Annotated in this window: 25 protein-coding genes and 1 tRNA gene; 20 read left to right on the top strand and 6 right to left on the bottom strand. The window is 64.8% G+C overall.

All coding sequences use genetic code 11. The annotated features are described in order from the left end of the window. Nucleotides 1-16: 16 nt before the first annotated feature. On the bottom strand, nucleotides 17-583 hold the full coding sequence (locus tag F466_RS0108955) for a DUF2062 domain-containing protein (protein WP_012982600.1): 567 nt from the start codon (nucleotides 581-583) through the stop codon (nucleotides 17-19). Between the two features lie 113 nt (nucleotides 584-696). Here F466_RS0108955 and F466_RS0108950 point away from each other — a divergent pair, with 113 nt between their 5' ends. The 17 genes from F466_RS0108950 to galU all read left to right on the top strand — a co-directional run bounded on the left by F466_RS0108950 (nucleotide 697) and on the right by galU (nucleotide 20,707). Beyond that, nucleotides 697-3,027, top strand: coding sequence for a DNA internalization-related competence protein ComEC/Rec2 (locus F466_RS0108950; protein WP_018993927.1), 2,331 nt, complete (start codon nucleotides 697-699; stop codon nucleotides 3,025-3,027). A gap of 12 nt (nucleotides 3,028-3,039) precedes the next feature. Next, nucleotides 3,040-4,116, top strand: coding sequence for an S-methyl-5-thioribose-1-phosphate isomerase (mtnA, locus tag F466_RS0108945; RefSeq protein ID WP_018993926.1), 1,077 nt, complete (start codon nucleotides 3,040-3,042; stop codon nucleotides 4,114-4,116). Between the two features lie 141 nt (nucleotides 4,117-4,257). Next, nucleotides 4,258-6,870: a DNA gyrase subunit A gene (gyrA, locus tag F466_RS0108940; RefSeq protein ID WP_018993925.1), complete on the top strand. Its 2,613-nt coding sequence runs from the start codon at nucleotides 4,258-4,260 to the stop codon at nucleotides 6,868-6,870. Then, nucleotides 6,867-7,952, top strand: coding sequence for a 3-phosphoserine/phosphohydroxythreonine transaminase (gene serC, locus F466_RS0108935; RefSeq protein WP_018139263.1), 1,086 nt, complete (start codon nucleotides 6,867-6,869; stop codon nucleotides 7,950-7,952). The genes gyrA and serC overlap by 4 nt, the downstream gene beginning before the upstream one ends. A 38-nt stretch (nucleotides 7,953-7,990) precedes the next feature. Beyond that, nucleotides 7,991-9,154, top strand: a complete 1,164-nt coding sequence (locus F466_RS0108930; RefSeq protein ID WP_012982605.1) for a 3-phosphoglycerate dehydrogenase family protein — start codon at nucleotides 7,991-7,993, stop codon at nucleotides 9,152-9,154. Nucleotides 9,155-9,214: 60 nt separating this feature from the next. Next, a complete protein-coding gene (pheA, locus tag F466_RS0108925) occupies nucleotides 9,215-10,273 on the top strand; it encodes a prephenate dehydratase (protein WP_018993924.1) in 1,059 nt (352 codons plus the stop codon). A 312-nt stretch (nucleotides 10,274-10,585) separates the two neighbouring features. Further along, the gene (gene hisC, locus F466_RS0108920) at nucleotides 10,586-11,743 is read left to right on the top strand and encodes a histidinol-phosphate transaminase (protein ID WP_018993923.1); all 1,158 of its coding nucleotides are present in this window, start codon (nucleotides 10,586-10,588) and stop codon (nucleotides 11,741-11,743) included. Continuing rightward, entirely contained in the window at nucleotides 11,740-12,621 is an 882-nt protein-coding gene (locus tag F466_RS0108915; protein ID WP_012982608.1) for a prephenate dehydrogenase/arogenate dehydrogenase family protein, read from the top strand. Before hisC ends, F466_RS0108915 begins: the two co-directional genes overlap by 4 nt. Before the next feature lie 3 nt (nucleotides 12,622-12,624). After that, entirely contained in the window at nucleotides 12,625-13,929 is a 1,305-nt protein-coding gene (gene aroA, locus F466_RS0108910; protein WP_012982609.1) for a 3-phosphoshikimate 1-carboxyvinyltransferase, read from the top strand. After that, a complete protein-coding gene (gene cmk / locus F466_RS0108905) occupies nucleotides 13,926-14,633 on the top strand; it encodes a (d)CMP kinase (protein ID WP_012982610.1) in 708 nt (235 codons plus the stop codon). Before aroA ends, cmk begins: the two co-directional genes overlap by 4 nt. A gap of 82 nt (nucleotides 14,634-14,715) precedes the next feature. Next, complete coding sequence (rpsA, locus tag F466_RS0108900) at nucleotides 14,716-16,386, top strand: 30S ribosomal protein S1 (protein ID WP_012982611.1); 1,671 nt, start codon at nucleotides 14,716-14,718, stop codon at nucleotides 16,384-16,386. A 39-nt stretch (nucleotides 16,387-16,425) separates the two neighbouring features. After that, the gene (locus F466_RS0108895) at nucleotides 16,426-16,782 is read left to right on the top strand and encodes an integration host factor subunit beta (RefSeq protein WP_255349327.1); all 357 of its coding nucleotides are present in this window, start codon (nucleotides 16,426-16,428) and stop codon (nucleotides 16,780-16,782) included. Nucleotides 16,783-16,787: 5 nt separating this feature from the next. Next, nucleotides 16,788-17,105 carry a lipopolysaccharide assembly protein LapA domain-containing protein gene (locus F466_RS0108890; protein WP_018139267.1) on the top strand — a complete coding sequence of 106 codons (318 nt, stop codon included), beginning with the start codon at nucleotides 16,788-16,790 and terminating at the stop codon, nucleotides 17,103-17,105. Nucleotides 17,106-17,431: 326 nt separating this feature from the next. Next, on the top strand, nucleotides 17,432-18,658 hold the full coding sequence (locus F466_RS0108880; RefSeq protein ID WP_012982615.1) for a tetratricopeptide repeat protein: 1,227 nt from the start codon (nucleotides 17,432-17,434) through the stop codon (nucleotides 18,656-18,658). Between the two features lie 23 nt (nucleotides 18,659-18,681). Further along, a complete protein-coding gene (pyrF, locus tag F466_RS0108875) occupies nucleotides 18,682-19,413 on the top strand; it encodes an orotidine-5'-phosphate decarboxylase (RefSeq protein ID WP_018993920.1) in 732 nt (243 codons plus the stop codon). 63 nt (nucleotides 19,414-19,476) lie between these two features. Continuing rightward, a complete protein-coding gene (locus F466_RS0108870; protein ID WP_012982617.1) occupies nucleotides 19,477-19,761 on the top strand; it encodes a ComEA family DNA-binding protein in 285 nt (94 codons plus the stop codon). A gap of 55 nt (nucleotides 19,762-19,816) precedes the next feature. After that, on the top strand, nucleotides 19,817-20,707 hold the full coding sequence (gene galU, locus F466_RS0108865) for a UTP--glucose-1-phosphate uridylyltransferase GalU (protein ID WP_018993919.1): 891 nt from the start codon (nucleotides 19,817-19,819) through the stop codon (nucleotides 20,705-20,707). A 4-nt stretch (nucleotides 20,708-20,711) separates the two neighbouring features. Here the strand turns inward: galU and F466_RS0108860 are convergent, their stop codons facing one another. From F466_RS0108860 to hspQ, 3 genes are read right to left on the bottom strand one after another with little or no spacing between them, the layout of a single operon-like run. Continuing rightward, nucleotides 20,712-21,398, bottom strand: coding sequence for a rhomboid family intramembrane serine protease (locus F466_RS0108860; RefSeq protein WP_012982619.1), 687 nt, complete (start codon nucleotides 21,396-21,398; stop codon nucleotides 20,712-20,714). 11 nt (nucleotides 21,399-21,409) lie between these two features. Continuing rightward, nucleotides 21,410-23,095: a dihydroxy-acid dehydratase gene (ilvD, locus tag F466_RS0108855; RefSeq protein WP_018993918.1), complete on the bottom strand. Its 1,686-nt coding sequence runs from the start codon at nucleotides 23,093-23,095 to the stop codon at nucleotides 21,410-21,412. Nucleotides 23,096-23,135: 40 nt separating this feature from the next. Continuing rightward, the gene (gene hspQ / locus F466_RS0108850) at nucleotides 23,136-23,456 is read right to left on the bottom strand and encodes a heat shock protein HspQ (protein WP_012982621.1); all 321 of its coding nucleotides are present in this window, start codon (nucleotides 23,454-23,456) and stop codon (nucleotides 23,136-23,138) included. A gap of 124 nt (nucleotides 23,457-23,580) precedes the next feature. On the opposite strand from hspQ, the gene F466_RS0108845 reads away from it, so the two are divergent. Beyond that, on the top strand, nucleotides 23,581-24,129 hold the full coding sequence (locus F466_RS0108845; protein WP_018993917.1) for an NUDIX domain-containing protein: 549 nt from the start codon (nucleotides 23,581-23,583) through the stop codon (nucleotides 24,127-24,129). 1 nt (nucleotide 24,130) lies between these two features. Here the strand turns inward: F466_RS0108845 and F466_RS0108840 are convergent, their stop codons facing one another. Continuing rightward, nucleotides 24,131-24,793: an L-fuculose-phosphate aldolase gene (locus F466_RS0108840; RefSeq protein ID WP_018993916.1), complete on the bottom strand. Its 663-nt coding sequence runs from the start codon at nucleotides 24,791-24,793 to the stop codon at nucleotides 24,131-24,133. A gap of 229 nt (nucleotides 24,794-25,022) precedes the next feature. On the opposite strand from F466_RS0108840, the gene F466_RS0108835 reads away from it, so the two are divergent. Together F466_RS0108835 and F466_RS0108830 are read left to right on the top strand one after the other, a co-directional pair. After that, complete coding sequence (locus F466_RS0108835) at nucleotides 25,023-25,490, top strand: cytochrome c (RefSeq protein ID WP_012982624.1); 468 nt, start codon at nucleotides 25,023-25,025, stop codon at nucleotides 25,488-25,490. A 3-nt stretch (nucleotides 25,491-25,493) separates the two neighbouring features. Beyond that, nucleotides 25,494-26,420: a cytochrome c gene (locus F466_RS0108830; protein ID WP_026296439.1), complete on the top strand. Its 927-nt coding sequence runs from the start codon at nucleotides 25,494-25,496 to the stop codon at nucleotides 26,418-26,420. A 64-nt stretch (nucleotides 26,421-26,484) separates the two neighbouring features. On the opposite strand, the gene F466_RS0108825 is transcribed toward F466_RS0108830, so the two are convergent. Then, nucleotides 26,485-26,560, bottom strand: a tRNA-Asn gene (locus F466_RS0108825). Between the last annotated feature and the right edge of the window lie 6 nt (nucleotides 26,561-26,566).

Below are 26,566 nucleotides of genomic sequence, written 5' to 3'. Positions count from 1 at the left end.
CCTTGGCGTGCGTCGGCTACCGGCCCGAATCGTCTTTTTCCGCTTTTTCCCTTTCCCGCTCCTGACGCAACCGCCGCAACGCGCGACGGGTCCGCAGGCGCTGTACGACATTCACGCGCCACAGCACACGCACCAGCAGATATCCGGAGAGGCTGGCCAGCGTCGCGAAGAGCAGGCTGCCGAGCAGTAGCGGCTGCCAGATGGTCAGCAGCTCGGTACTGAACCATTCCCAACTCCAGTCGAGATGGACATCGCGGGGCGGCTCACCCAGCAGCTTGCGGCCGACGGTATAGGCCATATACAACATGGGGGGCATGGTGATCGGGTTGGAGATCCAGACCAGGATCACCGAGATGGGCAGGTTGACGCGCACAATCAGCGCGACAATCGCGGCGACCAGCATCTGCATAGGGATAGGCAGGAAGGTCACGAACAGCCCAACGGCAAACGCACCAGCCACGGAGCGGCGGTTCAGATGCCACAGATCCGGAGACCGCAGGCGCGGCCCCAGTGGGGAGAGTGCGCGATGGCCGCGCACGCCCTCCATGCCGGGGAACAGCCTTCTGATGATGTGCTTCGCCATGTCTGTGGGTATCTGTCGGACTCTCGCAGGCCCAATCCTGGGCGTGCATCCTACCTGCTAGGACTGGGCCCTGGGGAGAGGATTCCAACTCTTCCTGGACGGGACCGTGCGCCATGATGGTCGCGGTGCTGGGTCTGATCGCCGGTGTGTGGGGGTTGCACCAGCTCCCCGTCCTGCCTGTCTTGCTCGAAGGTCCATTGAGAGTGTTCCTGCCTGTCGCTGGCGCGCTGGTCGCACTTGGCTGGGTCCAGGCGGCTCGGCGAGGTTCTCCTTTCACGTGGTTGCCAGCAGCCTCGCTGGGGTTGCTCGCGGGCGTGTGGCTGGCACTCCCGCATGCGACGGACTGGTCGGGCAAGGTCGTGGGTCCCGAGTGGTCGGGAGTCGAGGTCTCGGTGCGGGCACAGGTGGTCAGTTTGCCGGAGCACGGGGAGCGGCGCAGCCGGTTCCGGGTTGGGGTGTCGGAGATCGAGCAGGGCAGCCCGGGGCTGGAGCTTGCAGGCCGCGAGTTGTGGGTGAGCACCTTCCCCGCGCGGCCGGCGATACAGGTGGGTGATTCGTTGCGGCTGGACTTGCGATTGCGTGGTGTCGACGGCCCCCGCAACCCCGGGGGATTCGATGCCGCAGGCTGGTTCTACCGCGAGGGGATGCACGGCAGCGCCGTTGCGCGTTCCGTTACCCCACTGGCAGGCGTGCACGAGGGGGCCAGGGGCCGCGTGATCATGCACCGCCTTCGGGCCGCAATGCAGGCACGTCTGGAGCGCGCGGCACCGGATTTGCGTCACCCGGGCCTGGTGCAGGCGCTGGTCATCGGCAATCGTCAGGCCATGACCGAGAGTGAATGGCAGGCCTTTCTACACACCGGGACGAATCACCTGATGGCGATTTCCGGGTTGCATGTGGCCCTGGTGGCGGGGTTTGCCGGCGGCATTGCCGGATGGTTGTGGTCCGGGGTGGCCGTTATAAGACGGCTGCGGCGCTGGCTGTTCATGGGTGTGGTCGGGCTGGTGGCCGCCACGGGCTATGCGGTACTCGCCGGTTTCAGCATCCCGACCCAAAGGGCTTTGCTGATGCTGATTGCGCTCACGCTTGCGGTGCTGTCGCGTCGCGAGGGTGTTGCCTGGCGCGCCCTGGCCCTTGCCGCGGCCATGGTGCTGATTGTGCACCCACCGAGCGTGCTGGCCCCGGGGTTCTGGTTCTCGTTCGGCGCAGTGGCCGTGATCCTGCTGCTGTTGCAGGGTCGGGTCGGGACGACCGGCTGGCGCGAAGGCCTGCGCATCCAGGTCGTGCTGGCGATTGCGATGCTGCCGCTCAGTCTGGCCTGGTTCCAGCTGGGGTCCTGGGTCGCACCCGTGGCCAACCTGGTCGCGGTGCCGATGGTGACGCTACTGATCTTGCCGTTGTTGCTGGCCGGTGCCTTGCTCGCGTGGGGGTGGCCGGCCGCAGGTGGCTTGTTGTTAGGCATTGCGGATGGCCTGTTGGCACTGCTGGTGATGACGCTCGAGGCACTGGCAGGGATCCCTGTCCTGGTGGACCAGCGCCATGTGCCGGTGGCCGCGTCCCTGCTGGGCGGGGTGGCTGTTTTCCTGGCCTTGCAGCCGCTCGCCCGGCGATTGGCGCCCTGGATTGCAGTGACTGCGATCGCCCTGGTCGCGCCGTTGCGCCCGGACTTTGCGGCCGGGCAGTGGCGCGTTCAGGTCCTGGACGTTGGCGCCGGGCAGGCCACCATCGTCGAGACCCGACGACACGCGCTGTTAATTGATGCGGGTCCGGGCCGGGAGGGCGGCTTCAGCGCGGGTGACCGGATTGTGGTGCCGGCCTTGCGGGCGGGCGGCATCCGCTCCCTGGACACGCTGATGGTGACGCACGAGCATGCCGGGCACGCCGGCGGCGTGGCGGCAGTCCGGGAACAGATCTCGGTGAGGCGCACGCTGCGGCGCACCCCGGTGAGCCATGGCACTGACGAACGTTGCGAAAAGGGGGATCAGTGGAACTGGGACGGTGTGCGCTTCGAGATACTCCATCCGCCGCCGGGCTGGAATGACGACTCGTCCGCGTCCTGTGTGCTGAAGGTGGAGGGGGCGGACGCGACCCTGCTGGTCATGGGCGGGCTGGATGGTCTCGGCGAGGCCGTGATGCGTCGGGGCACCGCAGGATTTGCGGTTGACTTGCTGGTAGCGCCGAGGACTTCCAACCCGCGCGCCCTGCAGGACGACTGGCTGGCGCAATTCCCGCCCGGTCAGGTTTGGGCTGCGACGACTGCCGAGGGTGCCGGTTTGCCCGACGAGGCACGGAAACGGCTGGAGCTAAGCGGTATTCCCCTGTACGAGACTGGGCGCAGCGGGGCGCTGGTCACGAGCAGTACCCAACTCGACAGCGCTCCGGCGACAGGCCGTCCGCGGCTGCGATTCTGGCATCCAAGAAGCCCTGACCGAAATGAGCCCTGATAGAATAACGCCATGACCGAACACCGCTCCGACACGATCCGCCCGATTCGCTTTGAAGACGGCAACCTCTATCTGCTCGACCAGCGCCTGTTGCCGGGCGAGGCCGTGCGCCAGTGCTACACCGATGCCGGCGAGGTGGCGACCGCGATACGCGACATGGTCGTGCGCGGTGCGCCCGCCATCGGGATCACGGCCGCGTTCGGGGTCGTGCTGGCCTGCCAGAAGGCCCGGGGTCGGGACGACTGGCGCGAACGCGTGGCCGCGGACATGGATCGCCTGCGGGCCTCGCGGCCCACGGCGGTGAATCTGTTCTGGGCGCTGGACCGCATGGCCCGGGAGGTCGATGGCGCCCCGGATCCGGAGGCCGCCATTGAGGCGACCACGACCGCGGCCCGGCAGATGCTGGACGACGACATCGCGGGCAACCGTCGCATGGGGCGGCACGGGGCTTCCTTGATTGAGCCGGGGCATGCGGTGCTCACCCACTGCAATACGGGTTCGCTGGCCACCGGGGGCTATGGCACGGCCCTGGGGGTGATTCGGGCGGCCTGGGACGAGGGTCGGGTGACCGAGGTCTTTGCCGACGAGACCCGCCCGTGGCTCCAGGGGAGCCGGCTGACCGCCTGGGAACTCGTGCATGACGGTATCCCGGTACAGCTGCTGTGCGAAGGGGCGGCCGCCAGTCTGCTGCGTTCCGGACGCGTCGGCTGGGTGATCGTGGGTTCCGACCGCATTGCGGCGAACGGCGATGTGGCGAACAAGATCGGCACCTATGGGCTGGCCCTCCTGGCCCGTGCCCACGGCGTGCGCTTTATGGTCGCGGCCCCGTTGTCGACCATCGACTTCGACATGCCGGACGGGGAGGGTATCCCGATCGAGCAGCGCGCCGAAGACGAGGTTTTGGCGCTCGCCGGGAAGCGCGTGGCCGCGGACGGCGCCCGGGCCTACAACCCGGCGTTCGACGTTACGCCGGCGCACCTGGTCGACGCGATCGTGACCGAGCACGGTGTGGTCGAGGCGCCGGATCGGGACAAACTGGCCGCCCTGCGGCGGAAAGCCGTCGCTGGAGAGCCTGTTGTGGAGGGCTGACAGCGCCGGATCACGGTGTTTCACAGTAGTGCACCCCCGCTGAGAGCTACGGAGGGGCGATTTCAGGCCCATTTGCTAGGTCCCAGTGGTTACCCCTGTGGTATGATCGCGAGCTTGTTCAGACGGACGGCGTAACCCTCGATGGCTGAATTTGCCAAGGAAATCTTCCCGGTCAATCTCGAAGACGAGATGCAGCAGTCCTACCTCGATTACGCGATGAGCGTAATCGTGGGCCGGGCCCTCCCCGATGTCCGTGACGGCCTCAAGCCGGTCCATCGCCGCGTGCTCTACGCGATGCGCGAGCTGGGCAACGACTACAACAAGCCGTACAAGAAGTCGGCGCGCGTGGTCGGTGACGTGATCGGTAAATACCACCCGCATGGTGACTCCGCCGTCTACGACGCCATCGTGCGTATGGCGCAGCCGTTCTCGATGCGCTACATGCTGGCCGACGGGCAGGGCAACTTCGGCTCCATTGACGGTGATTCCCCGGCGGCCATGCGTTATACCGAGGTGCGCATGGCGCGCATCGCGGCCGAGCTGCTGGCCGATATCGACAAGGAAACCGTCGACTTCATCGACAACTACGACGGCTCCGAGACGGAGCCGGCGGTACTGCCGAGCAAGTTTCCCAACCTGCTGGTCAACGGCTCCGCCGGGATCGCGGTGGGGATGGCGACCAACATCCCGCCGCACAACCTGCGCGAGGTGATCAACGCCTGTGTGGCGCTGATTGATGACCCGGAGATATCCATCGAAGGTCTGATGGAGCACGTGCCGGGCCCCGATTTCCCGACGGCCGGGATCATCAACGGCGTGGAAGGCGTGCGCGAGGCCTATCGCACTGGTCGTGGCCGGGTGCTGATCCGGGCGCGCTCGCATGTCGAGCCGCTGGAGGGCGGACAGCGCGAGGCGATCGTCGTCACCGAACTCCCGTACCAGGTGAACAAGGCCCGCCTGACCGAGAAGATCGCCGAGCTGGTCAAGGAAAAGCGCATCGACGGCATCTCGGAGCTGCGCGACGAGTCGGACAAGGACGGCATGCGACTGGTCATCGAGCTCAAGCGCGGCGAGATGGCCGAGGTGGTCCTGAACCACCTGTACATGCACACGCAGATGCAGAACGTCTTCGGCATCAACATCGTCGCCCTGGTTGACGGCCAGCCGAAGGTGCTGGATCTGCGTCAGGTGCTGGAGTCCTTTCTGCGGCATCGCCGCGAGGTGGTTACCCGCCGCACGATCTTCGACCTGCGCAAGGCGCGCGAGCGCGCCCATATCCTGGAAGGCCTGGCGATCGCGCTGGCCAACATCGATCCGGTGATCGAACTGATCCGTGCCGCCCCCAACCCGGCCGAGGCCAAGGCCGGCCTGCTGGCGCGCAGCTGGCCGCTGGGCGTGGTCAGCGACATGCTCGACCGGGCCGGGGCCAGCGCCTCGCGTCCGGAGGATCTGGCAGCGGACTACGGCGTGGGCGACGACGGCTATCGCCTGTCCGAGGCCCAGGCGCAGGCGATTCTGGATCTGCGCCTGCACCGTCTGACCGGGCTGGAACAGGACAAGATCCTCGACGAATACCGGGAGCTGCTCGACTTGATCGAGGACCTGCTCGACATTCTCGGTTCGGGGGAGCGCCTGCAGCAGGAGATCCGCAACGAACTGCTGGCCGTGGCCGAGCAGTTCGGCGACGAACGCCGTAGCGAGATCCGCGAGCGCCAGGCGAACCTCACCCTGGAAGACCTGATCGGCGAGGAAGACGTCGTGGTGACGCTCTCCCACGCCGGCTATGTGAAGTACCAGCCGGTGGCCGACTACCGCGCGCAACGCCGAGGCGGTCGCGGCAAGGCGGCCGCGAGCTTCAAGGAAGAGGACTTTGTCGACCGGTTGCTGGTCGCGAACACGCACGACACGGTGCTGTGTTTCTCCAGCCGCGGGCGGGTCTACTGGCTGAAAGTCTATGAACTGCCACAGGGTTCGCGCGCCTCGCGTGGCAAGCCGATCGTGAATCTGCTGCCGCTGGAAGCGGACGAGCGAATCAACGCCATCCTGCCGGTGCGCGAGTACGACCCGGACCACTATGTGTTCATGGTGACCGCGCGCGGAACGGTCAAGAAGACCCCGCTGACCGACTTCTCGCGCCGCCGCTCGACCGGGATCATCGCGGTGGATCTGCGCGACGACGATTACCTGGTGGACGTTTCGCTTACCGATGGCCAGATGGACGTAATGCTCGTTACCACGGCCGGCAAGGCAGTGCGCTTCTCCGAGAACGACGTGCGGCCGATGGGCCGTACCGCCTGCGGTGTGCGCGGCGTGCGCATGGAATCGGATCATCGCGTGATTGCGCTGCTCAATGTCGCCGAGGGTGCCGCCTTGCTGGCCACCGAGAACGGCTACGGCAAGCGGACTCGCTTCGACGAATTCCCGGTCCACCGTCGTGGCGGCCAGGGCGTGATCGGGATCCAGACCGAGGGGCGCAACGGGCCACTGGTCGGGGCCGCGCGCGTGCTGGAAGACGACGAGGCGATGCTGATCACCACGGGCGGTACGCTGGTGCGTACACCGGTGGACCAGATCCCGCTGATCGGGCGCAATACGCAGGGTGTGCGGCTGATCCGCCTGGACGAGGGCGAGCGCCTGGTGGAACTGGCCCGGGTCGAAAAGCTGCAGGGCGAGGATGAAGACCTGGACGACGACAGCGAGAGCGAGGACGACGAATCCACGCAGAACACCATCGACAACGGAGATCCGGAATGAGCCGAGTGCATAACTTCAGTGCGGGGCCGGCTGCGCTGCCGCAGGCGGTCCTGGAACGGGCACGCGAAGAACTGATCGATTTCCATGGCGCCGGCATGTCGGTTATGGAGATGAGCCATCGCGGCAAGCCGTTCATGCAGGTCGCCGAGAAGGCGGAGCAAGACCTGCGCAAGCTGATGAACATTCCGGACGACTACAGTGTGCTGTTCCTGCAGGGTGGGGCGACCGGCCAGTTTGCGGCGATCCCGATGAACCTGCACTCGGGCGGAAAACCGATGGACTACATCGACACCGGGGCCTGGTCGGGCAAGGCGATCAAGGAAGCCCAGAAGTTCGGGCCGGTGAATATCGTCGCCAGCTCGCAGGCCAGTGGCTACGCCTCGATCCCGGCGCGCGACAGCTGGAATCTGGACCCGAATGCCGCCTACGTGCACTACACCCCGAACGAAACGATCGGTGGCGTGGAGTTTCACGAGGTCCCGGATGTCGGGGGCAAGCCGCTGGTGGCGGACATGTCCTCCACCATCCTCTCGCGCCCGATCGACGTGTCGAAATTTGGCGTGATTTACGCGGGCGCGCAGAAGAACATCGGGCCCGCCGGGCTGACCGTGGTGATTGTTCGCAATGACCTGCTGGACAAAGAGTCGAATCCGAATCTGCCGGCGGTGGTCGACTGGACGCTGCAGGCGAAAAACGACTCCATGTACAACACGCCGCCGACCTTCGGCTGGTACTTGGCGGGACTGGTCTTCGAGTGGCTTCTGGAGCAGGGCGGGCTGGACAAGATGGCCGAGATCAACCAGCGCAAGGCCGAGAAGCTCTATCATTTCGTGGATAACTCGGCGTTTTATCGCAACCCGGTCGAGCCGGATGCGCGTTCGTGGATGAACGTGCCGTTTATCCTCGCGGACGACTCGCTGGATGGTACGTTCCTGAACGAGGCCGATGCCGCCGGGCTGTCGTCGCTGAAAGGGCATCGTTCGGTGGGCGGTATGCGCGCTAGCATCTACAACGCCGTGCCGGAGAGTGCTGTGGACGCGCTGATCGAGTTCATGGCGGACTTCGAGAACCGCCACGCCTGAGCGTGTCCCCCTGGGGTAACCGATCACGGAGGACCCGGATGTACCGCATACAGACCTACAACAATATCGCCATACGCGGGCTGGATCGCTTCCCGCGGGACCGTTACGAGGTCGCCTCGGACATCAATCAGCCCGACGCGCTGATGCTGCGCTCGTTTAATCTGCACGATGTCGATATCCCGGAGTCCGTGCTGGCCGTCGGGCGGGCTGGCAGCGGGGTGAACAATATCCCGGTCACGGCGCTGTCGGACCGTGGGGTCGCGGTATTCAACGCGCCCGGGGCCAATGCCAATGCCGTCAAGGAGCTGGTGATCGCCGGCCTGCTGCTGGGCGCGCGCAATCTGCTCCCGGCGGCCGGCTATGTGCAGGAGCTGGACCCGAGCAAGGACGACTTCATGGCCGCGGTCGAACACGGCAAGAAGCGGTTCACGGGCTTCGAACTGCCCGGGCGCAAGCTCGCCGTGCTGGGACTGGGCGCCATCGGTGTCGGCGTGGCCAATGCGGCCAAGGCCCTCGGCATGGAAGTCGTGGGTTTCGACCCCAAGGTCACGGTCGAGAATGCCTGGCGCCTCGATTCGGACATCGAGCGGGCGCGCTCCGTGGAAGCTGCCCTGGAGGGTGCCGACGCGGTGACGGTACATGTACCGCTGACCGAGAACACTCGCCATATCGTCAATGCCAAGGGGCTGGCTGGTATGAATCCAGGCGCGATGGTGCTGAACCTGGCGCGCGAGGGCATCGTCGATGACGAGGCCGTGCGCGAAGGGCTCGATGCCGAGCGGCTGCACGCCTACATTACCGACTTCCCGGTGCCCAACATGCTGGGCCACCCGCGGGTCATCACGCTGCCGCACCTGGGGGCTTCGACGACCGAGTCGGAAGAGAACTGCGCGGTGATGATCGCCGACGAGCTGCGCGACTATCTCGAGAACGGCAATGTGGTCAATTCGGTGAACCTGCCGACCCTGGTGCTGGACCGCAAGGGCGACACCCGCATCGCGGTGGTCAACCGCAATCTCCCGGATCGCGTGGCGCGCATCTCGCATGTCCTGGGCGAATCCAACCTGAACATCCTGCACCTGATGAACGATTCCCGTGGGGATCTCGCGTATACGCTTCTGGACGTGGACGGCAAGCCCGACCCGTCCACGCTGGATGCGTTGCTGCAGATTGATGGCGTGCTGCGCGCACGGGTGCTGTAGATCGTGACGAAGAAGGGGCCATCGCCGAAAGCCGCTACGGGGCCGGAAGACCTCGGGTCCTTGCGTAACCGCATCGACGCGCTGGACGGGCAGTTGCTGGAGCTTCTCAGCGAGCGTGCACGCTGCGCCGAGGCGGTCGCGCGGGTCAAGCGCGACTTCGAGCCGAATCCGGTCTTCTACCGGCCGGAGCGCGAGGCCGAGATCCTGCGGCGCGTGCGCGAGGAAAACCCCGGACCCTTGTCCGGCGAGGCCGTGGTCCGGCTGTTCCGGGAGATCATGTCCGAGTGTCTGGCGCTGGAACATCCGCTGACGGTCGCCTATCTGGGCCCCGAAGGGACCTTTACCCACCTGGCGGCACGCAAGCACTTTGGGCATGCGGTGGAGACCACCCCGCTTACCTCGATCGATCAGGTGTTTGGCGCGGTGGAAGCGGGACGGGCGCAGTTCGGTGTTGTGCCGATCGAGAACAGCTCCGAGGGCGTGGTCACGCATACCGTGGACTGTTTCCTCGATTCGTCCCTGCAGATCTGCGGCGAGGTCGTGACGCCAATCCATCATCATCTTCTGGCGCAGGCCGAAGACCTGGGCGAGATTCGCCGCGTCCGAGCGCACGCTCAGGCACTGGCCCAGTGCCGGCAGTGGCTGGATACCCACCTGCCACACGCGGAGCGCGAGGCGGTGTCCTCCAACGCCCGAGCCGCCGAGGTTGCGGCCAAAGACCCGGAAAGCGCGGCGATCGCCAGCCGCGTGGCCGCTGAGCACTATGGCGTTCCACTGCGGGTGCAGCATGTCGAGGATCGCGCCGACAACACCACGCGCTTCCTGATTATCGGCACCGCGTCCACCGAGCCGAGTGGCGCGGACCGGACCTCGATCATGCTCAGTACCGCGAACCGGCCAGGGTCGCTTTATGCACTGCTCAAACCGATCGCCGAGGCCGGCATCAGCCTGACCCGGATCGAGTCGCGGCCCTCGCGCTGCACCCAGTGGACCTATGTGTTTTTCCTGGATCTGGTGGGCCACCAGAAGGATCCGGCAATCCAGGATTGTCTGGAACAGCTGCGCCAGACCGCCGATACCGTCAAGGTGCTGGGGAGCTATCCTCAGGCCGCTACCTGAGGGGAACACTGACTCATGCACACGCTCGCGTTGATACCCCAGGTTTCCCGAGACAAGGCGCGCCGTGCAGCGGGTAGTGGTTCTACCCGCCCGTTGTTGATTGATTCGGGGCGCAACGCAGGATCGGGGAACCTGGGGTACCAACCCCAAGGGGCTCGGCCGCCCGTTGTTATCAAAAACGGGCGCGGGAACGGCGTTGCGGCTCCCTTGTGCAGAATGACTGCACGGCAGTCACCGCGCCTTGTTCGCACGCAAAAGCGACTCGAGCGCGAGCGCGTGCATGAATCAGTGTTCCCCTAACCGAGGTATCCCATGGCTTCACGCAACCCCGTGTCCGACCAGAACCCGGGTGGTTTTGATGCCGCCGCGCTTGCCGTGGATGGCGTTCGGGGCCTGACGCCCTATCAGCCCGGCAAGCCGATCGCGGCGCTCGAGCGGGAGCTGGGCATTCAGCAGGCGATCAAGATGGCCTCCAACGAGAATCCATTGGGGCCCTCGCCCCAGGCGGTGGAGGCCGCACGCGCGGCGATGAGCGGGGCCCACATCTATCCCGATGGGGCAGGCTTCGAACTGAAGGCCGCGCTGGCCACCCGGCATGCTGTCGAACCGGATGCCATTTCCCTCGGCAATGGGTCCAACGAGATCCTGGAGCTGATTGCGCGGGCGTGGCTGGCGCCCGGTCGGGCCGCGGTCTTTTCGGCTCATGCCTTTGCCGTGTACCCGCTGGTTACCCAGGCGGTGGGGGCCGAGGCCCGGGTGGTCGAAGCGCTGCCTGCGGCCGACCTGAAACAGCCATACGGGCATGATCTGGCTGCGATGCAGAAAGCAGTGGATGACACCGTGCGGGTGGTGTTCGTGGCCAATCCGAACAACCCGACCGGGACCTGGGTCGGGCGCGCAGCACTCGAGGCTTTCGTGGCAGCGATGCCGGCCACTACGCTGGTCGTGATCGACGAGGCGTATGCGGAGTACGTCGAGCAGGAAGACTATCCCGATACCACCCAGTGGGTCGCGCGCTATCCGAATCTCATCGTGACCCGCACGTTTTCAAAGATTCAGGGCCTTGCCGGTCTGCGCCTGGGGTATTCCGTCAGTTCGCCCGCGGTCGCGGAACTGCTTAATCGCGTGCGCCAGCCGTTCAATGTGAATGCGGTTGCACAGGCCGCAGGTCTTGCCGCACTGGGGGACTCCGCGCATATCGAGCGTTCGGTGCGCGTCAACCGCGAGGGGCTGGCGCAGCTTGACGAAGGTCTCCGCGAGCGGGGACTGCGCGTGATCCCGTCGGTGGGCAACTTCATTACCTTTGACACCGGGCGTGATGCGGGGCCGGTGTACGAGGCGTTGCAACGCGAAGGCGTGATCACCCGTCCAGTGGAGAACTACGGGCTGCCCGGGCATCTGCGGGTAACGGTCTCCACGGCCGAGGACAACGAACGCTTCCTGCAGGCGCTGGCTCGGGCCCTGGCATGATCGAGCGGCTGGTCATCTTTGGGGTTGGCCTGATTGGTGGCTCGCTCGCGCTCGCCTTGCGCGAGGCGGGAGCGGTACGCGAGATCGTGGGCTGTTCGCGCAATGCGGACAACCTGCGCGAGGCCGAGCGTCTGGGCGTGATCGACCGCTGGACGACCTCGGTGGCGGAGGCCGCGGAAGGGGCGGATATCGGCGTACTGGCAGTGCCGCTGGGGGCAATGGGCCCGCTGGCACGCGACCTGGCCGGCTGCTGGCCGGACGACAGCCCGTTGACGGACGTCGGCTCGAGCAAGCAGGCCGTGATCGACGCGGTGACCGAGGGCTTTGGCACCACGCCGCGCCAGTTTGTGCCCGGTCACCCCATTGCCGGGACCGAGAAGAGCGGGGTGGCGGCGGCATTCCCCAGCCTATTTCGGGATCGGCTGGTGATCCTGACCCCGGCGGATGCGACCAACCCGATGGCCAGCGATCGCATTGCACAGATGTGGCAGGCGACTGGTGCGCGGGTGGAATTCATGACACCCGCCCACCACGACCGGGTGCTCGCGGCGACGAGCCATCTGCCTCACGTGCTGGCCTACACGCTGGTGGCGTCACTGTCGGACATGAGCGAGCGCGACGAGATCTTTCATTATGCGGCGGGCGGCTTTCGCGATTTCACCCGCATTGCCTCGTCGGACCCGGTGGTCTGGCGCGATATCTGCCTGGCCAACCGCACGGCCATCCTCGAGGTGATCGAACGCTACCAGGGTGACCTGGAGCAGTTACGCGGGATGATCGAATCGGCGGACGGGCCCGCGATCGAGACGCGCTTTCGGCACGCAAAGGAAACCCGGGATCGTTTTTGTGACCCGGCGGATGCACAACTGGATACCTGACAGATGAACACCTTTACCGTACAGCCGGGGGGCACGCTCTCCGGTGTCGCCCGTGTGCCGGGCGACAAATCCATTTCCCATCGCTCGATCATGCTGGGTGCGCTGGCCGAGGGCGAGACGCGTGTCACCGGCTTTCTCGAAGGGGCCGATTGCCTGGCGACGCTGGAGGCCTTTCGCGCGATGGGTGTGCCGATCGAGCGCAAAGGGCCAGGCGAGGTCGTGATCCAGGGCCGGGGCCTGCAGGGCCTGCAGGCCCCGGATCGCCCGCTGGACATGGGTAACTCGGGGACCGCCATGCGGCTGCTCTGCGGGGTGCTCGCCGGGCAGTCGTTCGATAGCGAGCTCATCGGCGATGAATCCCTGACGCGTCGCCCCATGCGCCGGGTCACCGAGCCCCTGGCGCTCATGGGTGCACAGATCGAGACCAGTGAGGCCGGTACGCCGCCTTTGCGCATCCGTGGCGGCGCACCCCTGCGGGGCACCGATCATGTGCTGCAGGTGGCCAGCGCACAGGTCAAGTCCGCGATCCTGCTCGCGGGATTGTGGGCAGACGGGAAAACCTGTGTGACCGAGCCCGCGCCCACCCGGGACCACACCGAGCGGATGCTGAATGGCTTCGGCTGTGTCGTTACCCGGGATGGTCCCAAGGCCTGCGTGACCGGTGGCGGGCGCCTGCAGGCCAGTTCGGTGGATGTCCCGGCGGACATTTCCTCGGCCGCGTTCTTCCTGGTGGGCGCCAGCATCGCGACGGGCTCGCAGATGCGCCTGGAACACGTCGGCATCAATCCGACCCGGACCGGTGTGATCGACATCCTGCGCCTGATGGGCGCGGATATCCGCGTGGAGAACGAACGCGAAGCCGGCGGCGAGCCGGTGGCCGACATCGAGGTACATGCCACGCGCCTGAAGGGGATCGAAATCCCGACCGAGCTGGTGCCGCTGGCGATCGACGAATTCCCGGCCATCTTTGTCGCCGCGGCCTGCGCCGAGGGCGAGACGGTCCTGACGGGCGCGGAAGAACTGCGGGTCAAGGAGAGCGATCGCATTCAGGTGATGGCCGATGGGCTTCAGGCGCTGGGTGTGCAGTGCTCGGTGCAGCGCGATGGTATTCGCATTCTGGGCGGCGAGGGTTTCGCCGGCGGAGAGATCGACAGCCATGGCGACCACCGTATCGCGATGTCGTTCGCGATGGCCGGGCTGCGGGCCAGTGGCCCGATTCGCATTCGTGACTGCGCCAATGTGGCGACATCGTTCCCGGGTTTCGTGGACCTTGCCCGTAATGCCGGTCTGTCGCTGGAGGCGGCATGACGGCGGCGATCCCGGTGCTCGCCATTGACGGCCCGGGTGGTGCCGGAAAGGGGACGGTGTGCATGCGCGTCGCCGCGGCGATGGGCTGGCACCTGCTCGACAGTGGGGCCCTGTACCGACTGCTGGGCCTTGCCGCGCGCCAGCATGGGGTGGAGCTGACCGATATCGAAGGACTCGAACGCCTGGCCGGCGCACTGGACGTCAGCTTCGAGATCGACGGCGATGCGGCAAGGGTAACGACCCTGCTTGAGGGCCAGCCGGTGGACGTGCTCCTGCGCACCGAACAGGCGGGTTCCGATGCCTCGCAGGTCGCCGCGCTGCCCGCTGTACGCGAGGCATTGCTCGATCGCCAGCGATGGTTTGCTCAGGCCCCGGGGCTGGTCGCGGACGGGCGCGACATGGGCACCGTGGTGTTCCCGGATGCGGACCTCAAGATCTTCCTGACGGCCTCGGCGGAGGAGCGGGCGCGCAGGCGTTACATGCAGTTGAAGGAACAAGGACTTAGTGCTAATCTTTCCGCCCTTCAGGATGAGATGGAGGCGCGCGACCGCCGTGACCGCGAGCGTAGCGTGGCTCCCCTCAAGCCCGCCGAAGATGCCTGGGTGCTGGATACCACGGAACTCGACATCGTCAGCGTGGTGGACATGATCCTGGAGCGCCTCCGGGACGTACTCCCGGAACAAAGCCCCCGAATCGAGGGATAGCCTCGAAGCGGGTACATTAACGTTCAAACCCTCTTGTAGGAAGTTTCTTCAAGAGTTTGTTTAATCACAGGTTTTTAAATCCATGAGTGAAAGTTTCGCGCAACTGCTCGAAGAGAGCATGGCCTACACCCAGATGCAGCCGGGTGCCATCCTCAGTGCCACCGTCATTGAGGTCACCCCGGATGTGGTCGTGGTCAATGCCGGCCTGAAGTCCGAGGGGGTCATCCCCACCGAGCAGTTCATGAACGACGAGGGCGAGCTCGAGGTCAAGGTCGGCGATGTCGTCGAAGTGGCCCTCGAAACCCCCGAAGACGGTTTCGGCGAGACGCGCATGTCGCGCGAGAAGGCCAAGCGGGCCAAGGCCTGGGATCGTCTTGAAGGTGCGATGGAAGAAGAGCAGTACGTCACCGGCAAGATCTCCGGCAAGGTCAAGGGCGGGTACACCGTCGAGCTGGGAGACATCCGTGCGTTCCTGCCCGGTTCACTCGTGGATGTACGTCCGGTGCGCGATACCGCGTACCTGGAAGGCAAGGAACTGGAATTCAAGCTCATCAAGCTGGATCGCCGCCGCAATAACGTGGTCGTATCGCGCCGCGCCGTGGTCGAGCAGGAATACAGCGCCGAGCGCGAAGAACTGCTGAAGAACCTGCAGGAAGGCGCGGTCGTGAAGGGCATCGTGAAGAACCTGACCGACTACGGTGCGTTCCTGGATCTGGGTGGCATCGACGGCCTGCTGCATATCACTGACATGGCCTGGAAGCGCGTGAAGCACCCCTCCGACGTGGTCGAGATCGGCCAGGAAGTCGAAGTCAAGGTGCTGAAGTTCGACCGCGAACGCATGCGCGTCTCGCTGGGCCTGAAGCAGCTGGGCGAGGATCCGTGGGAGAACATCACCCGCCGTTACCCGACCGGCACCCGCATCTTCGGCAAGGTCACCAACATTACCGACTACGGCTGCTTCGTGGAAATCGAAGACGGCGTGGAAGGCCTGGTGCACGTGTCCGAGATGGACTGGACCAACAAGAACGTTAATCCGGGCAAGGTCGTGGCCATCGGCGACGAGGTCGAGGTGATGATCCTGGACCTGGACGAAGAGCGCCGCCGCATCTCGCTGGGTATGAAGCAGTGCCAGTCCAACCCGTGGGACGACTTCGCCGCTAACCACAACCGTGGCGAGAAGGTCCGTGGCCAGATCAAGTCGATCACCGACTTCGGCGTGTTCGTCGGTCTGGATGGCGGCATCGATGGCCTGATCCACCTGTCCGACCTGTCCTGGCACGAGGCCGGTGAAGAGGCGATCCGCAACTTCAAGAAGGGCGACGAGGTCGAGGCCGTGGTGCTGTCGGTGGATCCGGAGCGCGAGCGTATCTCCCTGGGTCTGAAGCAGCTGGACCGCGATCCGTTCTCCAACTTCGTGGCCGAGCACACCAAGGGCAGCATCGTGAAGGGTACGGTCAAGGAAGTGGACGCCAAGGCGGCCGTGATCGAGCTGGCTGACGGTATCGACGGCATCCTGCGTGCGGCCGATATCTCCCAGGACCGTGTGGAAGATGCGCGGACCGTGCTGAACGTTGGCGAAGAGGTCGAGGCCAAGTTCATGGGTGTGGACAAGAAGACCCGTGCGATCAGCCTGTCGATCAAGGCCAAGGACCGCGCCGAAGAGGCCGAGATGGTCTCCGACTACTCCGCGAGCGGTAGTGCGACGACCTCCCTTGGCGATCTGCTGAAGGAACAGATGGGCAAGAACGACTAAGTCCGTCACAATAAAGTCCACGGTGTCCGTACGGATGCCGTGGACTGTTTTTTATCCGCACACTGCGGATCTCTTTCTTCTGTCTGTGACGAGCGTCAGATGACCAAATCGGAATTGATCGAAAGCCTCGCCCAGAAATCGCCTCACCTGCCCGCACGGGATGTCGAGATGTGCGTGAAGGCGTTGCTGGAACGGATGAGTCAGGCCCTGGCGCATGGTCAGCGAGTCGAGATTCGTGGCTTCGGCAGCTTCTCCCTGCATTTCCGCCCGCCGCGTCTTGGACGCAATCCCAAGACCGGGGAAGGGGTGGCACTGCCGGGCAAGCATGTCCCGCATTTCAAACCCGGCAAGGAACTGCGCGAGCGGGTCAATAGCCCCGCGGTTGTCGACGAGTAATCGGCATGTCCGATCGACGGCGCCAGCAGGTCCGCAACGTAGTCGCGTTTGCCTTGCTGATCCTGATCTCTTCGGCGATCGGTATTCTTGTGGTGTTCAACGAGGGCCAGGTCACCCTGAGCCTGCCATGGGTAGACGTGCAAGCGCCCCTGGTAGTCCTGCTGGGCATTTCCGCGCTCGTGGGTGTGGTCGTCACGGCCGCCATTCTGCTTCTCCGTATCCGCCGACTGAACCAGAAGGTGGCGGACCTGCGCGCGGAGAATCGCGCATTGAAGACCGAGGTCGAGCAGATGCGAACGGCCCCGATGCGGGATTTTTATTAGTGCAATGCGGATCACTGTGCATGCCCGCGCTGGAGTCCATTTCGCCCACGTGCACAGTGCAGCCGGTGAAGGCCAGCCTTGAGGCACAAACGACGCGCCATGTCTTCCGCTACGTCCGAGAATCGATCGACCATATGGTTGGGATGGCTCGTTTCCTCTCCCGTGAACGCTCGTTTATTGATCACCCGATGTAACAAGATTGGTTGGCCAGGCCCTTCTCGTGGGTCATGTTGCAGGGTGTGGAAACGGGTATGCCTCGCAGCGTTCGCTCGGCCCTGTGGCCCGGCGCGAAAGCTGGGGTCGCTGTCCGAGTCCGGGAGCGTCACGTGATCAACGACTGGTTCTGGCTCTTGCTGCCCGTGGCGGCGGCAAGCGGCTGGTGGGTAGCCCGTCGCGTCCACCCGGAAGACCCGGGGGACCAGGAACCTTCCCTTCACCGTTACCTTGAGGGCGTCCGATATCTGCTGGACGACCGTACCGATGATGCCTTGCAGGCCTTCATCGAGATGGTGGAGGTCGACCACGAAACCTTTGAGACCCATGTGATTCTTGGACGCCTGTTCCGGCGTCGAGGCGAGGTCGATCGGGCGATCCGGATCCATCAGAACCTGGTGGCGCGTCCTTCTCTGAAGGACGAGCAGCGGGCCCAGGCGCTGAACGAGCTCGGGCAGGACTTTCTGCTAGCCGGCGTTCTCGATCGGGCCGAGGCGGTCTTCCGCGAGCTTGCGGACTCGCCGCATCAGGCGGTGCAGGCGCTGAAGGGCCTGCAGCATGTCTATGAAACCCAGCGTGAATGGGAGCGCGCGATCGAGGTCGGCACACGACTGAAAGCGCATAACGTGCCGAATGAACATCTTCGAATCGCGCATTATCACTGTGAGTTGGCGACTATTGCGCTGGAGCAAGGTGACCGCTCAACCTCCGCCGAGCGAGCGGCACAAGCAGAGGGGCTGGTCCCTGGGCTGTCGCGCGCGCTGCTGATCAAGTCCGAGATCGCGGAACGCGAAGACCGCATCGCCGATGCGATTGCATGCGGCCGTGAGGCCGTGGCCCGTACGCCACCGCTGGCACCCCTGGTCGTGCCGCGCCTCGAGCGGCTGCACCAGGCACTGCCAGGTGAGAACCGCCTGGGGCAGCTGGAGCAAACCCTGGAAGATCTGGCGAACAGCCGCGGTATCACCGTGGCGCGGATCGCACTGATGCGGTTGTACCGTCGCACCGGGCGGCTGGATGCCGCACTCTCCGAACTCGGGATGATCCTTTCGCAACGCCCGGTGCCGACATCGGGCTTGCTCGAGGCCGTGCGCTGGATGAAGATTCTCCCCGCGGTGCAGGAATACAGTGTGGAGTTCGCCGCGTTCGAGAAAGCGCTTTCGGATCAGCTCGGAAGCCAGCATCTGTACCAGTGCATGAACTGTGGCTACCAGGGTCGAGCGCACGTCTGGCAATGTCCGAGCTGTCGCCGATGGGATACCCTGCGGGGGCTGGATTTTGAACTCGATGCCTCTACCGAGGAGGCTGAAGATGCGCTGGTCCGCGAAGGGACGCGCTGAAACCCATTTAATCAGGAAGAGCCATGCGAGCAGTCGTTCAGTCCCCAGCCCCGCGTCTGATCGTGGCACTCGACTTTGCCGATGCCGACAGTGCCATCCAGCTGGCGCAGCGTCTCGATCCGTCATTGTGCGCCCTGAAGGTCGGGTTCGAGTTGTTTGTCGTGGCCGGGCCCGATTTATTGGGCAGACTGCACGATCTCGGCTTTCGGGTATTCCTCGATCTCAAGTTTCACGATATCCCCAATACAGTGGCCGCCGCCTGCAGGGCAGCGGCGCGAACCGGCGTATGGCTGGTAAATGTGCACGCCAGTGGTGGCTTGCAGATGATGCAGGCGGCGCACGAGGCGGTCCGCGAGGTCAATGATCACACCGCCGTTCTGGCGGTTACGGTTCTGACCTCCAGCGACGCACACACGCTGCGCGAGATTGGCGTTCAGCGCAGCCCGGAGGCCCAGGTGCGCCTGCTGGGCAATCTGGCCATCGCACGGGCTGGGCTGGAGGGGCTGGTGTGTTCTGCGCAGGAGGCAAGCCTGCTGCGTGAGGAGCTGGGCTCTGGCCCGATGCTGGTGACCCCCGGAATCCGGCTTCCGGAGGCCGAAGGAGACGATCAGCGCAGGGTGATGACACCGGAGAACGCGATCAAGGCCGGTGCCAGCGCCATTGTGGTGGGGCGACCCATTACCCGGGCGGCCGATCCGGCGGCAGCTGCGACCGATTTCGCACATCGCCTGGAGAGGGTTTTCCAGAGCCACTGATCCCGTTAGGATGACCTTGGCGCAAGGGTTGCGCCGGTTATCACTCAACATGGAGCAGTTAACATGAAAAATGCCATCTACTGTGTGAAATGCTGGTTCTTCGCCGCCTTGTGCGTGCTGCCGCTGGCGCTGGTTACGGCATCAGGCGGGCAGACGCCGGTGAATGTGAACTCGGCATCGGCGGATGAACTCGCGACGCTGGACAACATCGGCCAGGTCAAGGCCGAGGCGATCGTCGAGCATCGCGAAGCCCACGGTCCGTTTGCCTCGGTGCAGGCGCTGACGGACGTATCCGGCGTCGGCGAGCGCACGGTGGAGATGAATCTCGACCGTATCGAGGTCGAGTAGCCCGATCGAGGACGACGGGGCCGATCCCCGTCGTCTTTTCCCACCTGGAGTCAGGATGAACCCGAATACGCCACCGATCCGTACCGCTGTTTTTCCTGTCGCGGGCATGGGCACCCGCTTTCTTCCGGCCACCAAGGCCAACCCCAAAGAGATGCTCCCCATTGTCGACAAGCCGCTTATTCAGTACGCGGCCGAGGAGGCCGTGCGTGCGGGTATCGAGACCCTGGTGTTCGTGACCGGTCGCAACAAGCGTTCCATCCCCGATCACTTCGACAAGGCCTACGAGCTTGAAACGGAGCTGGAAGAACGCGGCAAGACGGAGATGCTGGAGAAGGTGCGCAATATCGTGCCGTCCAACGTGACCTGTGTGTACGTGCGTCAGGCCGAGGCACTGGGTCTGGGACATGCGGTAGCCTGCGCGCGGCCGGTGGTACGCAACGAGCCCTTTGCGGTGATCCTGGCCGATGACCTGATCGAAGAAGAGCAGGGCGGTGCCACGAAGCAGATGGTTGAGGCCTTTAACCAGCATGGATGCAGCGTGCTGGGCGTGGAAGAGGTGCCGGCGGACCGCACCCATCAGTACGGCATCATTGATCCGGTGCAAACGGGCCCGCGCACCTGGGACGTACGCGGGATTGTGGAGAAGCCGCAGCCGGCGGACGCACCCTCCAATGTGGCGGTCGTGGGCCGCTATGTCCTGACCCCGCGCATCTTCGAGCTGCTGGCGGAGCAGGAGCCCGGTGCTGGGGGCGAAATCCAGCTGACCGACGCAATTGCCAAGTTACTTCAGGAAGAGCGTGTAACTGCCCTTAATTTCGAAGGTCGCCGCTTCGACTGTGGAAGCAAGCTGGGCTATCTGGAGGCGACCGTGGAGTTCGCGTTGATGCACCCGGAGCTGAAGGACGACTTTGGCGCCTATCTGAAATCCCGCGCCAGCACCTCCTGAAGCCTCACCACCAGAACCTCCGCTGACGCGGACGTATCGGAAGCCTTCCGCGCCAGTACTGGATGGCGAGGAAGCCGAACGCCATCCCGCCCAGATGCGCGAAATGCGCAATACCGGCGAGGGTGCCCGAGATCCCCAGGTAGAGTTCCAGGGCGCCGTAGGCGATGACGAAGTACTTTGCCTTGATGGGGATCGGCAGGAAGAACAGATAAAGCCGCTGGTTGGGGAACATCATCCCGAACGCCAGCAAGACCCCGAACACGCCGCCGGATGCCCCAACAGTGGGATAGACCATCCCATTGTCGCCATAGGCGGTGACCATAAGCTGTACCAGCCCTGCGCCGATCACGCAGATGAGGAAGTACAGGGCGAAGGTCCTGGAACCCCAGGCGTTCTCGATCTGCACTCCCAGCATCCAGACGGCAAACATGTTCACCGAGAGGTGAACGAGGCCTCCGTGCAGGAACCCGTAGGTCAACAGCTGCCAGAGCTGGAAGTCCGGCACACGTAGCCATTGCCCGTCCTGGAGGATCATCGAAGGCGTTCCGATGGGCCACAGAGCGAAATGGGTCATCAGCCAGTCGCCCAGCCAGGGCAGGGCAAGAAAGAGCGCCACGTTGGTGATCAGCAAAAAGCCGATCACCGGTGGCATCATGCTGAAATCGGGGTGGCGCGGGTCCGGGTGCGTCATCGGGGCCGGGATCAGCGAAAGTCGTCGGTGACCGCGCCGCGACTGGCGGATCCGACCTGACGGCTGTACTTCCCGAGCACACCTCGATCAAAGCGCGGCGGGGGTGCCTGCCAGGCACTGCGGCGACGCGCCAGTTCGTCCTCTGGTACCTCGAGCGCGAGACGATTACGGTCGGCATCGACCTCGATGATGTCGCCCTCGCGCACCAGGGCAATGGGCCCACCTTGCGCCGCCTCGGGCGCGACATGTCCGACGACGAGACCGTAGGTGCCTCCGGAGAAGCGTCCGTCGGTAATCAACGCAACGGAGTCGCCGAGACCCGCGCCGATGATCGCTGCCGTGGGGGCGAGCATCTCGCGCATACCGGGCCCCCCACGAGGACCCTCGTGACGGACCACGATGACGTCTCCAGCCTGAATACCACCCGCCAGGATGGCGTCCAGGCATTCCTCCTCGGATTCGAATACGCGCGCGGGCCCGCGAATCGAAGTGGACTTGAGCCCGGTGATCTTGGCCACGCTGCCTTCCGGCGCCAGATTGCCCTTAAGGATCGCCAGGTGCCCCTGCGGGTACAGGGGGGCATCCAGCGGGCGGATGATGGTCTGGTTCGATGGTGGTGCATCAGGGATGTCTGCGAGGACCTCGCTTAGGGTCTGGCCGGTAATGGTCAGGCAGTGCCTGTGCAGAAGACCGGCGTTCAGCAGGATCTTCATGACCTGCGGTGTGCCCCCCACCGCATGGAATTCCGTGGTCACGTGTCGACCGGAGGGCTTCAGATCGCACAGTACCGGGGTTTTCCGGCGGATCCGTTCTACGTCATCCAGAGCTAACGGCACGTTGGCACAGTGGGCAATGGCGAGCAGGTGGAGCACGGCATTGGTCGATCCCCCGACGGCCATAACCACGGCCAGGGCGTTCTCGAAGGCCTCGCGCGTGAGGATGTCGCGCGGCTTGCGGTCGGCATGGATCGCCTCCAGGAGGACCTCGGCGGAACGGGCGGCGGAGTCGGCCTTTTCCGGGTCCTCGGCCGCCTGGGTCGACGAGCCCGGCAGACTCATGCCCATCGCCTCGAAGGCGCTGGACATGGTATTGGCTGTGAACATGCCGCCACAGGAGCCGGCTCCCGGGCAGGCATTGCGCTCCACGCCGGCCAGGTCTTCATCCGACAGCTTTCCCGCCCCATGCTGTCCGACGGCCTCGAACGCACTGACGATCGTCAGGTCCTGGTCCTTGTAGCGTCCCGGCTTGATCGTGCCTCCGTAGACGAAGATCGCGGGCACGTTAAGCCGGGCGATCGCCATCATGGCGCCGGGCATGTTCTTGTCGCAGCCGCCGGTGGCCAGCAGCCCGTCCAGACTCTGGCCGTTGACGACCGTCTCGATCGCATCGGCGATCACCTCGCGCGACACCAGGGAGTACTTCATGCCCGGGGTGCCCATCGAAATGCCGTCAGAGATGGTGATGGTGCCGAAGGTCTGCGGCATGCCGCCCGAGGCTCGTACGGCCGATTCCGCACGTTTGGCCAGTGCCCCGATCCCCATGTTGCAGGGAGTGATGGTGCTGTGGGCGTTGGCAATGCCAACGATGGGGCGCTGGAAGTCGTCGTCACCGAAGCCCACGGCCCTGAGCATGGCGCGGTTGGGGGTGCGGCGTGGCCCTTCGGTGACGACGCGGCTGCGTCGATTGTCCTGGGTCATCGAGTCGTCCTGTCCGTTGTCCGGCCCGGGAGAGGGCGGACTAGTGGGTGCGAGAATTGCTTCCCCGGCAGTAGCGCCCATTGAGGAAGTGATCGAAGAACTGGCCCAGTGCCGGATGGTCGATCTGCTGGCCGGAGGTGTCGGGTTCCAGGTGGCGTTCGGCCACATACGTGCTGTGCGAGTACCCGTCCACCAGCACGTGGTACCACGGCCGGTCCTTGGGGGGACGGCTCCTGGCCACGGTTTCGTACCATTCGTCCGAGCCGGAGTAGACCGGGTCGACCTCGACGATCACACCGCGGTAGCCGAACTTGGTATGGTGGACCAGTTCACCCACGGTGAAGCGTGTTCCCTGTGTCATCGCTGCCCCCTGGCGGCGTTTGGTGCATTAATTGTGCTGCATTGACAGTGTCTCTCAGAAAAGACCATCGCCCGGGTCTCGCGTTCCGGCGCGTGGTCCTGAACCCGCAAAGCGAACGTATACCATGTCCCGTGACGTCAGCATCCCCCGCCCCGAATTTCACCGGGCCGTGCCCGAAAATGATGACCGCGAACGCAAGATCTGCAGTCACTGTGGCTTCGTGGACTACGAGAACCCGCGGATTGTGGTGGGCGTCGTCGCCACATGGGAAGGGCGGGTCCTGTTGTGCCGCCGGGCGATCGAGCCGCGCAAGGGTCACTGGACGCTGCCCGCAGGATACATGGAGCTCGGCGAGTCGACCGAGCAGGGCGCCGAGCGAGAGGCCTGGGAGGAGGCGCGCGCCCGGCTGCGTATCGATCGCCTGCTCGCGGTCTACAGTCTGCCGCATATCGGTCAGGTGCAGATGATCTACCGTGCCGAGCTGCTGGGCGACGATGTCGCTCCCGGACCGGAATCGGAAGAGGTCGCGCTGTTCGACTTCAATGATCTGCCCGGGGAGCTCGCATTTCCGTCGGTCGCCTGGGCCCTGGCGCACTATCAGCAGACGCGCCACCTGAACGAATTTGCGCCGATGGGCGCCCCGGAGTCCGCGAGCCCGCTGGGCGGGTTGTAGTTCAGCTGTCCTGCGCGCGCCGGGACGGCCCGTAGTCTCGGAATTTTTCCAGCACGCGCGCCATTTCATCATCGCCGAGCAGCTGCGGGCCGCCAATTTGCAGGCTCAGCACATACTGCTGCGCGAGCAGTTCGACCTCTTGGGTCAGCCACAAGGCCCGCGCGAGATCCGGCCCCGTCGCAATCATGCCGTGGTTGGCCAGCAGGCACGCGAGTCGATCCTGCAGGGCCTCCACCGCGTTGCCTGACAGCTGCTCCGTGCCGAACGTGGCATAGGGGGCACAACGGATCGAATTGCCCCCGGCCGCCGCCACCATATAGTGCAGGGCGGGGATATCACGACCCTGAATCGCGACCACGCTGGCATAGATCGAGTGGACATGCACCACGGCGTTCAACTCCGGGCGCGCCTGGAGGATCGCCCGATGAAAATGCCACTCGCTGGAAGGCTTCTGGTGATCCGGCCAGCGTCCCTGTGCATCGACGGAGACCAGGTCCTCCGGACGCAGGGCTTCATAGGGCACGCCGGACGGGGTAATCAGCATGCCGTCGCCCAGACGCGCGCTGACGTTGCCCGAGGTGCCCTGGTTCAGGCCACGGCGATTGGTCTCGAGCGCGGTGTCGATAATCGCTTGGCGCAGGGCCAGTTCATCGGTGGCAGGCATCGGAATCCAGGGGGATAGATGGAAGCCGGATTGTATCGCGACAGGCGCGAAGGATGTCTCGGGGAACACCCGTTAGTTTATGGGGTCAATGTCGAGAGGCCGGCGTGAGCGGGACGTGAAGACGCGGATGGCGCGCACGCCACCTGGACATCTATATTGAAGGCTGTACTTGGCAGGCCGCAGCGGTCGCGCGGCACTTTCGATGTTCCTTGAACAGGGAGGACAACCCATGAAAAAACCCCTTCGTTTTCTGACTGCGGCTTCCGTTGCCGGAACCCTCGCGCTGGGCCTGGGCGCTGTGCATTCCGTGCATGCCTTTGACGAGCACGAGGCAACCATTGATTACCGTCAGGGCGTGATGCGGTCCATCGGCGGCAACGTCGGGTCTATCGCCGCAGTCGTTGTCGACGGCGCCGAATTCGGCGACAACCTCGAGATGCACACCAGACATCTGGTGGATCTAACCGCGGACATCCCGGCACTGTTCCCTGAAGGCAGTGACTTCCCCGATACCGATGCCAAAGAGGAGATCTGGGACGACTGGGACCGGTTCAAGGAGCTCTCTCAGGACACCAAGGATGCGGCCGAGGCATTGCATGCCGCGGTTGAAGCCGGTGACGACGACGAACTCCCGATTCGCTTCCGTAACCTGGGGCAGTCCTGCCAGGCTTGCCACGACGACTTCCGCCGCGACTGATCGGTGGCGGTGACAACAAGGCGCACAGGGCCGGCCGCCTGGCTGCCGGCCCTGGCCATTGCGGCCTTTGCATGGAGTTCCGTCGCACAGGCGGAGGTGGAGATCGGTGAAGAGGACCCCCAGGCCGGAGAGGACGAACGTATTGCCTACGGTGAATACGTCTTGCGCGCCGGCGGGTGTGTGACCTGTCACACCGCGGAGGAGGGTGACTTCCTGGCCGGTGGTCGGCCGATCGAAAGCCCGTTCGGCGTGTTCTACGGCCCGAACATCACCCCGGACGAAGAGCACGGCATCGGCGGCTGGTCGGAGGGCGACTTCAAGAAGGCCCTGAGGGAAGGGCGCAGCCCGAACGGGACCCATTACTACCCGGCATTTCCGTACACCGCATATACGAAGATGACGGACGAGGACGTGGAGGCGTTATGGGCCTATCTGCAGTCCGAGGTCGAGTCCGTCGCCCGCGAGAATACCCCGCACGATCTGGACTGGTTCGTGCGCTTTCGGCCATCACTCAGTGTATGGAAGTGGTTGCACTTCGAGCCCGGCGAGTTCGAGGCAAATCCTGACGAGTCCGAGGAGTGGAACCGTGGCGCCTATCTGACTCAGGCCCTGGGGCACTGCATGGAATGCCATACCCCGCGCACCCGGACGGGCGGGCTGGATCTCGAGCGTCTGGGGGCAGGGGCGCGCATGCCGGATGGCGACGTCGCACCGAATATCACGCCGGACCGGGAAACCGGCATCGGCCGATGGGGCGCGCGTCATATCGCCCGCTACCTGGAGATGGGTATCACCCGTGACGGCGATTTTGCCGGGAGCAGCATGGCCGACGTGATCGAGCACGGAACGTCCTACCTGACCAGTGACGACCGCCGGGCAATCGCGGCCTATCTGCAGTCGCTGGACCCCATCGAACACGAGCCGGACTGAACCGGACGAAGGCTGCATAAAAAAGGGCCAGGCTGCAGCGCAGACCTGGCCCTTTCTCTTTATCTGGCTCCCCGGGACGGGCTCGAACCGCCGACCTAGTGATTAACAGTCACCCGCTCTACCGACTGAGCTACCGGGGAATTGGC

Source organism: Thioalkalivibrio sp. ALgr1, from assembly GCF_000378285.1.
Taxonomy (GTDB): Bacteria; Pseudomonadota; Gammaproteobacteria; order Ectothiorhodospirales; family Ectothiorhodospiraceae; genus Thioalkalivibrio.
This window is presented reverse-complemented; position numbering and strand designations above follow the sequence as displayed.